The 11,969-nt window shown below is 52.1% G+C and carries 14 protein-coding genes; 9 read left to right on the plus strand and 5 right to left on the minus strand.

Features of this window, described 5'->3' with window-relative positions:
* Window positions 1-71: 71 nt before the first annotated feature.
* Window positions 72-2,423, minus strand: a complete 2,352-nt coding sequence (gene lon, locus E5336_RS05890) for an endopeptidase La (RefSeq protein ID WP_135980152.1) — start codon at window positions 2,421-2,423, stop codon at window positions 72-74.
* 177 nt (window positions 2,424-2,600) lie between these two features.
* Here lon and E5336_RS05895 point away from each other — a divergent pair, with 177 nt between their 5' ends.
* The 6 genes from E5336_RS05895 to E5336_RS05920 all read left to right on the plus strand — a co-directional run bounded on the left by E5336_RS05895 (window position 2,601) and on the right by E5336_RS05920 (window position 7,995).
* Window positions 2,601-2,930: a winged helix-turn-helix transcriptional regulator gene (locus tag E5336_RS05895; protein WP_135980154.1), complete on the plus strand. Its 330-nt coding sequence runs from the start codon at window positions 2,601-2,603 to the stop codon at window positions 2,928-2,930.
* Between the two features lie 63 nt (window positions 2,931-2,993).
* Window positions 2,994-3,296, plus strand: a complete 303-nt coding sequence (locus tag E5336_RS05900; RefSeq protein ID WP_135980155.1) for an autorepressor SdpR family transcription factor — start codon at window positions 2,994-2,996, stop codon at window positions 3,294-3,296.
* The gene (locus E5336_RS05905) at window positions 3,259-4,365 is read left to right on the plus strand and encodes an SdpI family protein (protein WP_135980157.1); all 1,107 of its coding nucleotides are present in this window, start codon (window positions 3,259-3,261) and stop codon (window positions 4,363-4,365) included. The genes E5336_RS05900 and E5336_RS05905 overlap by 38 nt, the downstream gene beginning before the upstream one ends.
* Window positions 4,366-4,412: 47 nt before the next feature.
* On the plus strand, window positions 4,413-4,820 hold the full coding sequence (locus tag E5336_RS05910) for an RrF2 family transcriptional regulator (protein ID WP_168353575.1): 408 nt from the start codon (window positions 4,413-4,415) through the stop codon (window positions 4,818-4,820).
* Between the two features lie 39 nt (window positions 4,821-4,859).
* Window positions 4,860-6,767 (plus strand): acyl-CoA dehydrogenase family protein, encoded by a 1,908-nt coding sequence (locus tag E5336_RS12755; RefSeq protein WP_135980159.1) that lies wholly within the window; start codon window positions 4,860-4,862, stop codon window positions 6,765-6,767.
* 13 nt (window positions 6,768-6,780) lie between these two features.
* Complete coding sequence (locus E5336_RS05920) at window positions 6,781-7,995, plus strand: FprA family A-type flavoprotein (RefSeq protein ID WP_135980161.1); 1,215 nt, start codon at window positions 6,781-6,783, stop codon at window positions 7,993-7,995.
* 177 nt (window positions 7,996-8,172) lie between these two features.
* Here the strand turns inward: E5336_RS05920 and E5336_RS05925 are convergent, their stop codons facing one another.
* The 3 genes from E5336_RS05925 to E5336_RS12590 form a co-directional block, all read right to left on the minus strand.
* Entirely contained in the window at window positions 8,173-8,760 is a 588-nt protein-coding gene (locus tag E5336_RS05925; protein ID WP_135980163.1) for a hypothetical protein, read from the minus strand.
* Window positions 8,747-9,229: an RNA polymerase sigma factor gene (locus E5336_RS05930; RefSeq protein WP_135980165.1), complete on the minus strand. Its 483-nt coding sequence runs from the start codon at window positions 9,227-9,229 to the stop codon at window positions 8,747-8,749. Before E5336_RS05930 ends, E5336_RS05925 begins: the two co-directional genes overlap by 14 nt.
* Window positions 9,230-9,362: 133 nt before the next feature.
* On the minus strand, window positions 9,363-9,533 hold the full coding sequence (locus E5336_RS12590) for a hypothetical protein (RefSeq protein WP_277820801.1): 171 nt from the start codon (window positions 9,531-9,533) through the stop codon (window positions 9,363-9,365).
* A 9-nt stretch (window positions 9,534-9,542) separates the two neighbouring features.
* Here E5336_RS12590 and E5336_RS05935 point away from each other — a divergent pair, with 9 nt between their 5' ends.
* The 3 genes from E5336_RS05935 to E5336_RS05945 all read left to right on the plus strand — a co-directional run bounded on the left by E5336_RS05935 (window position 9,543) and on the right by E5336_RS05945 (window position 11,235).
* Window positions 9,543-10,202 carry a hypothetical protein gene (locus E5336_RS05935; RefSeq protein WP_135980167.1) on the plus strand — a complete coding sequence of 220 codons (660 nt, stop codon included), beginning with the start codon at window positions 9,543-9,545 and terminating at the stop codon, window positions 10,200-10,202.
* 234 nt (window positions 10,203-10,436) lie between these two features.
* Window positions 10,437-10,658 carry a hypothetical protein gene (locus E5336_RS05940; protein WP_135980169.1) on the plus strand — a complete coding sequence of 74 codons (222 nt, stop codon included), beginning with the start codon at window positions 10,437-10,439 and terminating at the stop codon, window positions 10,656-10,658.
* A complete protein-coding gene (locus E5336_RS05945; protein ID WP_135980171.1) occupies window positions 10,633-11,235 on the plus strand; it encodes an ATPase in 603 nt (200 codons plus the stop codon). Before E5336_RS05940 ends, E5336_RS05945 begins: the two co-directional genes overlap by 26 nt.
* A 274-nt stretch (window positions 11,236-11,509) precedes the next feature.
* On the opposite strand, the gene E5336_RS05950 is transcribed toward E5336_RS05945, so the two are convergent.
* Window positions 11,510-11,932 carry a DUF4430 domain-containing protein gene (locus tag E5336_RS05950; protein ID WP_135980172.1) on the minus strand — a complete coding sequence of 141 codons (423 nt, stop codon included), beginning with the start codon at window positions 11,930-11,932 and terminating at the stop codon, window positions 11,510-11,512.
* Between the last annotated feature and the right edge of the window lie 37 nt (window positions 11,933-11,969).

Here is an 11,969-nt window from a genome sequence, read left to right on the forward strand (position 1 = left end):
CGCTCATTTCCTTTTTTCTTATCTTAGCATACAAAAAAGACAGTTTCGACGGGAAACTGTCTTCGGGTTCTTTACTGCAATGGCATGGCAGTCTGGACGCGATTGTCCTGCGCCAGTTGCGGCAAGGCAAGGTCGAGCGTTTCGCGCAAGACGTCTTCTACGGTTTTCACAGGGACGATCGTCAGGCTGTCCTTGATTTCCTGCGGCACTTCAGCCAGATCGGACTGGTTGTCCCATGGAATGAGAACTTTGACGACACCCGCGCGCTGGGCTCCAAACAGCTTTTCCTTAAGGCCGCCAATCGGCAGCACGTCGCCGCGCAGCGTCAGCTCGCCCGTCATCGCGATGCGCGCGTCCACTGGTTTGTTTAAAACGAGGGAAGCCAGCGCCGTAAACAAAGTGATTCCCGCGCTCGGTCCATCCTTTGGCGTGGCGCCAGCCGGCACGTGGATGTGCAAGTCCTGCGCTTTCAATCCGCTCGTCAAAGCCGGCATTCTCGATTTGAGCACGCTCAAACTAATGCGCGCCGACTCTTTCATGACGTCCCCGAGCTGGCCGGTCAAAATGGTTTGTCCGGTTCCGGGCATGGCGGCCGTTTCGATGAAGAGCACTTCGCCGCCGACCGCCGTCCAGGCCAGTCCTGTGACGACGCCGGCTGGGTTGCTTTCCTTCACTTGCTCGTGGCGGGCTTTTTTTGGTCCAAGCAATGGCTCGAGGTCGTTTTCGGAAACGACAATCGAGTCGCCGCCTTCCAAAATGCGTTCGGATTGGGAGCGGACAAGCGCCGCGATCTGCTTTTTCAATCCGCGGCAGCCCGCTTCCATCGTGTAGCCGCCAATGAGAGAGCGAATCGCCTCGTCCGTGATCGCGAACTGTTCCGGCGAAACGCCCGACTCGCTTAAAACGGCCGGAACGAGATGGTCTTTGGCGATGTGGAATTTCTCCTCGGCCGTATAGCTGGAAATCGAAATGACTTCCATGCGGTCGAGCAGCGGGGCCGGAATGGAATCCACGCTGTTGGCGGTCGCGATAAACAGCACGTCTGACAAGTCGTACGGCAAATCCAAATAGTGATCGGTGAACGTGTTGTTTTGTTCCGGATCGAGCACTTCGAGCATGGCCGCGGCCGGATCGCCGCTAAAGCCGCCTTGCATCAGCTTGTCGATCTCGTCGAGAATCATGACGGGATTGGTCGCGCCCGCGCGTTTCATCGACTGGAGGACGCGGCCGGCCATGGCGCCCACATACGTGCGCCGGTGACCGCGAATCTCGGACTCGTCTTTGACGCCACCCAGACTCATTCGCACATACGGCCGGTCCAGCGCTTCGGCAATCGACTTGCCCAGCGATGTTTTTCCCGTGCCGGGCGGGCCGACAAGCAAAATCGCGCTCCCTTTGTTGGAGTTTTTCAGCCGCATGATCGCCAAATGCTGAATGATTCGCTCTTTTACTTTATCCATGCCGTAATGCCGGCTGTCCAGGATTTGCCGGGCCTGGGCCAGATCGGCAAAGGACAAAGGCTGTTTTTCCCAAGGCAGGGCGAGGGCGAACTCCAGATACGTCCGCAAGACGTCCTGCTCGCTGCTGTTGGGCGCGAAGGCTGATTCCAGCTTCGCCACATCGTCCAGCAGCGCCTGCTCGATATCGTGAGGAAGGCGGGCGCTCAAAACGCGGGAACGCCAGTCGTTTGGATCGTCTTCGGATTCGCCAGTCGTTTCGGCGAGCTCTTTTTGCAGCGCCTCAATGTGCCGGCGCAGCGCCTGTTCCCGATACGTCTTATTGGCTTGCTCGGTGAATTTCTCGTTCATTTCCAAATTGATGGCGACAACTTCCTTTTGGCGCAGCAGCAAGTCGATAAACGACAGGGCGCGCTCTTTCAAGGAGTCGGTCCGCAGCAAGTCGTAGCGCTCGCTTTGGGTTAGCGGCATGTATTGGGCGACATAGACGATCAACTCGTTGATCGAGGCGATTTCCTCGGCTCGCGCAACGATCGCCTCGCCGCCGCGAAACGCCTGGGCCATGTCGCGGACGATGGAGCGCATGTATTCCAGCATGTCTTGCGTGGAGCGCGCCGGCAAATCGTCGCTTTCCGGCTGTATCGTGTAGGCGCAAGCGGGAAAGCGTCCTTCGACAACGTGCTCGATTTTGACGCGTTCGAGAGCCTTCGCCCAGACGCTTGTTCCTTTTTTCGTGTATTCGATGGAGGTGATTTCGCAGCGGATGCCATAAGGGTGAAAATCCGCGGCGCTCCAGTGGTCTTTTGTGTGCTCGGCTTGAACGAGTCCGGCGATGAACGATTCGTCGCGAATGCGGTCCACGTCGTCTTGACTCAAGTTTCGAAGCTGAATCGTCGTGTTCGGCAATAGGAGAGTGCCGAAGACGGGCACGATCACAGCGGCAGCCGTTTCGTTGTTTGTATTCATAGAAAATTTCCTCTCTTTCCATTTTGCCTTTTTTTGGCACTTTAAACGATGGAGTGCTTAAAGTAAGTGTATTATAACTCATGATAAGAAAAATGTAAATACACATAGAAAACTTACCTTGTTTATTTTTGTAATGAAGTATGGTATAGTGAATAAAAAGGAAAGAAGAGTTAAGAGATGATTGTATTTACGGATGAAACGTGCCCGATGCGCGTGGCGTGTCGGGCGATCGAGGGAAAATGGAAGCTGCCAATCTTGTATGTGTTGTGCGAAAACGGGACGCTGCGCTACAACGAACTGAAAAAGGCGCTCGGCATTACGAACGTCATGCTGTCGAACACCTTGAAGGAAATGGAACAGGAAGGGCTTGTGGCGCGTGTCCAGTACAACGAGATTCCGCCCCGGGTCGAGTATTCGCTCACCGAGGTGTCCGGCGCGCTTTTGCCAATCGTCCAGGCGTTTTGCGCCTGGGGCGAAACGCTTCTTTCTTTAGAGGAAACCGATTGACAGCGTCCTCTTTTCTCTTTATAATATCAATAACAAATAAGTTATATGTTATAGGAGGAAAACATGGCTTTGGATCAAACACTCAAGGCGCTGGACGACCCGATTCGGCGCTCGATTCTCAACTTGCTCAAGCAGCGTTCGATGACGGTACAGGAAATCGTCGAGCATTTTTCCATCTCGCAACCCGCGATTTCCCGGCATTTGTCCGTACTGAAAAAGGCGGATCTCATCCGTGACGAGCGGCACGGGAAATACATCGTGTACACGCTGAACACGTCGGTGCTTGAGGAAGTTATTTTATGGATGCAGGATTTGAAAGGAGAACGCTATGAACGCCAAGTCGTATCGAAAAGAACTTCTCGCTGACTCGCTGCTCATCGTCCTTCCGCTTTTCCTTGGCTTTTTTCTGCCGGTCAGTTCGGAAAGCGTGCTGCGAATCACGTGGCAGTTTGTCTTTCCGCTCACGACGCTAGGCATGTTTTGGCTTATCGCGTATTTGGGCATTTGGAAAGGGCGGTTTGAAACGATGAAGCCGGACGTCGTGCGCTGGACGCTGTTTTTGCAGCCAATGATCAGTTTGGCGGTGTGCGCGATGTTTGTCGGGCTCGAATATTTTCCAAACTGGAACGGACTCGTTTTTGTCAACGGCATGCTCGCCCTGATCTTTTTGGTCTGCGGCAATTTGCTGCCGAAGATCTCGCAAAATGAAATGATCGGGATCCGGACGCGCTGGGCGCTGGAAAACGCGGACAACTGGAACTACACGCAGCGCGTTGGCGGCCGCATTTGGGTCGTTTGCGGTCTGATCATGCTGGGCGCGTGTTTTTTTCCAAACGGGACAGGCGTCATCGTCGTTCTCGCCTTGATCGCTTCGGGGCTTTCCGTGTTCGTGTCGTGGAAGTACGCCAGGGTTCAAAAGGCGCAAGGTGTGGTGTTTTCCAAACCGAAGCCGTTCGACAAGAAAAATCTGCTCTGGCTAATCCTTGGCGTTCCGCCTTTGATTTTCGCCCTGGTGATCGTTTTTGCCGGGGACTATACCGTGCGAGTCGACCGCGGACAAATCACGCTGGACGCCAATTTCGTATCCGACACGGTCGTACCGTTTGACGAGATCGAATCCATCACAATGGAGCCGGACAGCGCGCCGGGAACGCGGGTGAATGGCTACGACGCGCGCTCGATTTTGATGGGACGGTTTGAAAACGACGCGTTTGGCCGCTACACGCGCTACACAAAAGGAAACGGGGACGTGATCGTGATCCAAACGAAAGAGGGAACGATTGTGTTCAACGAGGCGAGTCCAAGCAAGACAAAGGCGCTTTATCGTCAAATCCGGCAAGAAAAAGAAACGGATCACCGCGGAGTTTCCGCGGCTTTTTTTGTCGATCATGCCACAAAAACAGCCAAGTATGAAAGCGCTTTTCATTATAATTGACTTTGATGGTCTACGTTTGTAAACTGGACATAAAGGAAGGTGGAATCATGATCAGGAAAACAGATTACGCATTGCGTATTTTACGGACGCTTTCGGATGGCGGATTGTACTCGATGAAAGCTTTGTGCGCCAGCGAATGCATTCCGCAGCCTTTCGCGTATAAGATCGTCGCCTTGTTGCGCAACGCGGGACTCGTGCAAAGCCTGCCGGGCTCCAAAGGCGGATGCCGGCTGGCGGGGGATTTGCGCGATTTCACGCTGCTCGATTTGATTCGGCTCATTGAAGAGGACGAAGCGATCAATCTTTGCTTGCGCGAGGGTCATTGTTGCGAATGGACGCAGGCGCAAAACGAGCCGTGCCGCATTCATGGCGCGCTGGAAGACGTCCAGCGAAAAATCAACGCGGTGTACGCATCGTATACGTTGCATGACTTGATTCTGGGAAAGACAAAATAAATGAGAAAACCGGAAAAGCCGGAAAAAAGGGAGGTTAACATGTTTCGATGTACCGACGAGCACGAACAGCTTCGTGCCCAAATCCGTGAATTCGCGGAAAGCGAAATCAAGCCGTACGCGTTCCAGTGGGATCGGGAAAGCCATTTCCCGCGCGATGTCGTAGAGAAAATGGGCCAAAAAGGCTGGCTAGGCATTCCGTATCCGAAAGAATACGGCGGCATGGGAAAGGATATTTTGAGTTATTCGATCGCGGTCGAGGAATTGTCGCGCGTCGATGGCGGAACGGGCGTCATTTTATCGGCGCACGTCTCGCTGGGCAGCTGGCCGATCTTCGCGTTTGGAACGGAAGAACAAAAACAAAAGTATCTCGTTCCGCTGGCGAAAGGCGAAAAAATCGGCGCGTTTGGATTGACGGAACCGAACGCCGGTTCGGACGCGGGTGGCACGGAGACGACGGCCGTTTTGGAGGGCGACCACTACGTGCTCAATGGCGAAAAGATCTTTATTACCAACGGCGGCGAGGCCGACACGTATGTCGTGTTCGCAGTCACGACGCCGAACATTGGCACGCGCGGCATTAGCGCGTTTATCGTGGAAAAAGGCTGGGAAGGCTTCACGATTGGCGACCACTACGACAAGCTGGGCATTCGCTCGTCGGCGACGGCGCAGCTGCTGTTCGACGATGTGAAGGTGCCAAAGGAAAACCTGCTTGGCAAGGAGGGCGAAGGCTTCAAGATCGCGATGGCGACACTCGACGGCGGCCGCATCGGCATCGCTTCGCAGGCGCTCGGCATCGCCCAAGGCGCGTTCGAGAGCGCGAAAAACTACACGCTGGACCGGGTGCAGTTTGGCAAGCCGGTCGCGTTCCAGCAAGGCATGTCGTTCAAGCTGGCGGACATGGCGACACAAATACGGGCCGCGAGAATGCTTGTGTACAGCGCGGCCGAATTGAAGGAAAACCACGAAAGCTACGGTATGGAAGCGGCGATGGCGAAACAGTACGCTTCGGACACGGCGGTCAAGGTGACCGAGGAAGCCATTCAGTGCTTTGGCGGCAACGGCTATTTGAAAGGCATGGATGTCGAGCGAATGTACCGCGACGCCAAGATCACGCAAATCTACGAGGGAACGAACGAGATCATGCGGGTCGTGATTTCATCGCACTTGCTAGGCAAGCCGCCGAAAAAGGAAAAGGGCGCGGCGATGCCGGTCAAAGCGGCGAAAAACATCACCGGACCGCGTAAGAAAATCGTGTATAAAAAGGGCAGCGCGCAGGAGAAGGTTGACGCGCTCGTTGAGAACCTGAAAGCGGATGGCTACGATTTCACGGTTGGCATTCCGATCGACACGCCAATCACGAAGGCGGACCGCGTCGTTTCGGCCGGCAAGGGCATTGGACCGAAAGAAAATATGAAGCTGATTGAAGACGTCGCGAAGGCGGCTGGCGCGGCGATCGGCTCGTCCAGACCGGTGGCGGAAACGCTGCAATACGTGCCAATCGACCGGTATGTCGGTATGTCGGGGCAAAAATTCAACGGCAACTTGTACATCGCGTGCGGTATCTCGGGGGCTGTGCAGCATTTGAAGGGCATCGTGAACGCGGGAACGATCGTGGCGATCAACACGAATCCGAACGCGCCGATTTTCAAAAACTGCGACTATGGCATCGTGGGCGATGTCAACGAGGTTTTGCCGCTGCTGGCCGAGGCGCTGGACACGGGCGAGAAAAAGCCGGCGGGTCCGATGAAAAAAGTGCGTCGTGCGACGGTGAAGAAGGAAAAACCGGACTACGCGGTCATGGTTTGCGACGGCTGCGGCTATGAATACGATCCGATGAAGGGCGATCCGGCCAACGGCATCGCACCGGGCACATTGTTTGAACAGCTGCCGGAAGACTGGGTGTGCCCGGAATGCTCGGAACCAAAATCCAATTTTGAAAAGGCGTAAGGAGGGAATAACGATGCATGTCGTAAGAGAAGTAACGGATCAGTTAACGTGGATCGGGGCCAACGACCACCGGTTGACGTTGTTTGAAAATATCCACCCGATCCCGGAAGGGGTGAGCTACAATTCCTATGTACTGACGGGCGAGAAAACGGTGTTGTTCGATACGGTGGACTGGGACGCGTGCCGGCAGATGCTGGAAAATCTTGAATATGTGCTCGATGGGCGCGACCTCGACTATATCGTGGTCAACCACTGGGAGCCCGACCACGCGGCGAGCTTGCAGGAAGTGATCACGAAGTACCCGAACGCGCAAATCATTGGCAATACGAAAGGATTCCAGCTGGCGGAGCAGTTTGGTTTCCAAATCGACGAGGACAAGAAAATCGTCGTCAACGAGGGCGACGTGATCGACGTGGGCGACCACAAGCTGACGTTTTTGTTCATGCCGATGGTGCACTGGCCTGAAGCGATGGTGACGCTCGATTTGACGAACGGGGCGCTGTTTAGCGCGGACGCGTTTGGCTCGTTCAAGGCGCTGGACGGCAAGCTGTTCAACGACGAGGTGAACTACGACCGCGACTGGCTGGACGAGAACCGCCGCTATTTGACGAATATCGTAGGCAAGTACGGACCGCACATTCGCAAAATTTTGAAAAAGGCGGAGCCGGTGCTTGATCAAATCAAGTTTATCTGTCCGCTGCACGGTTTGGTATGGCGCAACGATTTTGGGTATTTGCTGGACAAATACAACCACTGGGCCAGCTACGAGCCGGAAGAAAAGGGCGTGACGATCGTGTACGCGTCGATGTACGGCAACACGGAGCAGGCGGCGCAGGCGCTGGCAGCAAAGCTTTGCGAGCTGGGCGTCGAAAATGTCGACGTGTTCGACGTGTCGAACACCCACGTGTCGTATTTGATTGCCGAAGTGTTTAAGAAGAGCCATCTTGTGCTCGCCTCGTGCACGTACAACCTGGGCATCTTCCCGGTGATGTTGAGCTTTTTGGAAGACATGAAGGCGCTCAACGTGCAAAACCGCACGGTGGCGGTCATTGAAAACGGTTCGTGGGCGATTCGTTCGGGCGACTTGATTTCCGAGTTCCTCGACGAGCAAATGAAGACGATGACCGTGCTCAACGACCGGCTGACGATCGCTTCCCGCCTCAAAGACGGGCAGGAAGAGGAGCTGGATGGTTTGGCGTTGTCGATCAAAGAGTCGATGCGCGGATAAGAAAGAGAAAGAATCAAAGAGCAGTCCAAAGAAAACGGACTGCTTTTTTCGATGGATCGAATAGAAATGGAAAAAATAGGTTTTTATCAGATATACTTGCGGTATCGTGTGAGAAGTTCAAGAAGCGTTCGAAAAAAAAGCGAGGCGATTTCATCGAATAGAAATCCCTCGTCTTTTTTACTGTACGCGCACATACTGGTCGGCGTCGAGCGGTTTGTTTGGATTTGTTTCCACGGAAACGGAATTGTCGTCGACCTCGATGTTCCAGTATATGTCCTCGCCTTCGCGGCTGACGATCAGTTTCGCCTGGCCGTCCTTGATATAGTCGGTGATGTCGAGCGCGAGATCGTGGTCATACACCATGATCGTGCCATCTTCTTTTTTGTCGACGTAGCGGGCGTTGGCTTCCAGAACGTCCTCGGCGGACAGCTTTACTTCCTTGCCGTTTTCAAAGGCGACGCCGCCTCCGCCCATGAACGGCTCGTCTTCGTTTTCTTTATAAAAGTTGTAGCCAAGATCGCCGTCGTCGACCGCCTCGATTTGGGTTTGTTTGCCTTCAAACCAGCTGGTGACGATCGTGCGGATGCCGCCGACGTCGTTCGCGTAGCAAATCGTTCCACCACTCAAAACGAGCACGAGCGCGCTCATCGCGAACGCCAAAGAAATTTTATGTTGTTTTTTCATCGTTTTTTCCTCCACTTTGATTGGTTCGATACACGTCAGTGAGGCGAACGTGTCCTTGTATTTTTGTTTATTCGTTTTCATCCCATTCCTCCTGAAGCTTTTGTTTGAGCGTGGCGCGGGCCCGGGACAGCCGTTTTTTGACGGCCGCCTCCTTGCATCCCAAAATCGCCGCGATTTCCTTGATGGAGTAGTCTTCATAGTAGTACAGCTGCATCGCGCTTCGTTGTTTTTCCGGCAGCCGCAGCACGGCTTCAAACAAGTCGCGGTGGCTGGAAGTGGCCGGATAGTAGGCGTCGACGACTTCGTCCAAACTGACTTTGTTCCGCTTCCAAAACGACTTGCGAATGTCTTTGGCCTGGTTGTACACGGTGCGAAACAGCCAGAGGCGAATGTGTTCCTCGCCATCGAACGCCTGACTGGACTGGTGATAGCGGATGAACGTGTTTTGGACCGCGTCCTGCGCGTCTGCCTGGTTTTGGGTGACAGAAAACGCGGCGCCAAAAAGATGGTCTTTGTAACGCGGAATCAATATTTCAACAGGTATGCGCATAAGCTCCTCACTTTCTTGGAAAGATCTTTCACCCATACTACGACGCAAACGATGAAAAGGTGACAAAAAAGATGAAAAAATGTAAAGGATACGGGGCTATCCAAAAAGCGTGAGCGTTCCTTTGTGGTTTTGATCATTCTACGCCGCCGACGAGCCGACCGGCGCCCTGGACCCGGAAAACCGGACGCTCGTTTTGCGATTGCTGCAAGGAATGCGCGATGCAGGAAAGACGATCGTGATCGTCACGCACGACGACTATGTGGCCAAAGCGTGCGACCGCGTCATCCGGCTTGATGGGATACAATGAAGGCCTATGATCGACAAATTCAACATGACGAAAACGGACAACGTGCTGGCCACAAGACGCGTTTTGCCCGATTCGATATGGAAGAGCGCGAATTTAGCGGGTATCCCGATTTCATACGCCCGAACGAACGATTTGTTGAACGATGTACCCGTTCCGGAAATAAAGCCTTCCGAATCGAACCGGATCCTCGCGCTTCGCGCCGCGTGGGAATGGATGCTGGACACGATCGACACGCCATTAGACTGGCGAACGGTCGAGATACTTCATCGCATTGTTGCTCCTTTCGGGCACGAGGGATGGTTGAAACGACCGGAACAGGCGAAGGCGGATTGGGATGGGTGGATGCGAATCGAAAACGAGACGGAGCGGGCGATCTCGGTTTTGATTGGGATGACGCGCTTGCCATGGTTTCAATATGACAGCGAAAGCGTCGCCCTGCTGGCGGCCAACAAGATCCTGATTGAAAACGGAAGAGGCGTACTTCAAATTCCGGTGGAACTGGACACGACGTTTCGAACGCTTCTTGATGGCGAGGAAAACACCTTGAAAGACTGGCTGTTTGCGCATTGCCTCGATGGCACGGTGTATTCGGAACAATTTTTAAAGGAGATGGAAAACGAAGAGGCTTGCAAGGCGTCTGTTGCGAAACGGAAGGAAAATTCATAATCCTTCCGTTTTTGCACATTTTCTTTGCTTTCATGAGATTTTGACAGGAAACGATCCGAAGCGGCTGACCGGTTTTATTGAAAAAGAAATGGAAGTACGAATCCAACATTTCTCGCGTGCACAAGTCTTGTACGCCAGCGTGATATTCTTTGACTTTTTTTATTCATCTCTTATCTGCCCTATTTGTAGGTTTTCATTCTTGTTTATGATATATTTAAAAAAAGGAGGTTTCTTATGAATCGTAACTATTCTATTTCCGATGAAACGGTTGTAAAACGCGTGCAAGCGGCGGTTGAACTTGAATTAGCCAAAAGAAAGGCGATGGATGTTTCCATTATTCGGTATGATCGGGGTTCCAATTCGATTTACAAAGAAAATAGCGATGGAACAATGGAAAAAGTAGGGACTCGTCTTAGAAAAGGACGTTATAGTGAACAACTCAAAAAAGAAGCCTGAAATTGTCGTATTCGCAGGGCCTAATGGCTCTGGAAAAAGCACGATTACCGAATTGCTAAAACCTCCAATCGACTATATCAATGCGGATGAAATCAAGAAAAATTTAAAGTGTTCTGATTTGGAAGCTGCCCAATTAGCAGAAAAGCAAAGACAACAACATGTTCAATCTATGTCTGAGTTTGCCTTTGAAACAGTTCTATCTACTCCAAGAAATTTAAATCTTTTGAAAGATGCGAAAAAGAAAGGGTATTTCATTCGCTGTTACTATGTATTGACAGCTGATCCCGGAATCAATGTGTGGCGTATAAAATCCCGAGTGGAATCGGGAGGACATGATGTTCCAGAAGAAAAAATCATCTCTCGATATGATCGAGCTTTAAAGTTACTGAAAGATTTGATTCCTGTTTGTGATATTTGCCATATTTATGATAATTCAGGTGATGCTCCTTTCCGAATATTCAAAAAGCGGAAAACAATTTTTTTCTTCGATTCTTGTGAAGACTGGCACTTAGAGGATATTCAAGCCTTAACCAATATTAAGGAGATAGAAAAGAAAAATTTAAATTATTCTCATTAAAAACGCAATCTGGATTTGACATGACGTCTGTTGCGAAACGGAAGGAAAATTTATAATCCTTCTGTTTTTTTTGCGCATTCTCTTTGCTTTCATGAGATTCTGACAGGAAACGATCCGAAGCGACTGACCGGTTTTATTGAAAAAGAAGCGGGGATCCGCCAAATTTTAACATCCTCTAATCCTGTTGTTCTTCGGTGTGAAAAACTTGTTGAGAAAACAAAGTATCTTCTTTTTCTTTTTGGTATCAAAAAAAGGAAGGAGTGTTTCCTTCCATTTATTCAAAACTCGTGATTTGCTTGAACGTGAACGCGTCGCTGGCGTCCAGCGTCACATCGTCCATCGCCGGGCAGTAGCCGCCCGCCTCCTTGCACGACGTGTTCGTTTCCGACTCGTATACAAGCCATGGGCCCTTGTCCATGTCTTGTTTCAAACCGTAAATTTCCGTCAGCAACGAACCATACTCGCCTTGCTCCATTGTGGCTTTCAGTTTCGGCGTGCTTTCCAGAAACTTCGTCAGCGTCGGCGCGTCGGTTTCAAAGTTTTCGTCCAGCACGGTTTTTCCATCTTGGTCCACGATCGTGACGTGCACTTCCTTGTAGCCGTCAACCGGCTCTTTTTTTGTCGTTTGGCTAAGCAGCCACGCGAGCCCGACCACGACAACGACCGCGATCAGCGCGGCGATCCATTTTTTATTCATTCAATCTCTCCTTCAAATTGATGCTGGTACATCCGGG

This window comes from Dubosiella muris, from assembly GCF_004793885.1.
Lineage (GTDB): Bacteria > Bacillota_I > Bacilli_A > Erysipelotrichales > Erysipelotrichaceae > Dubosiella > Dubosiella muris.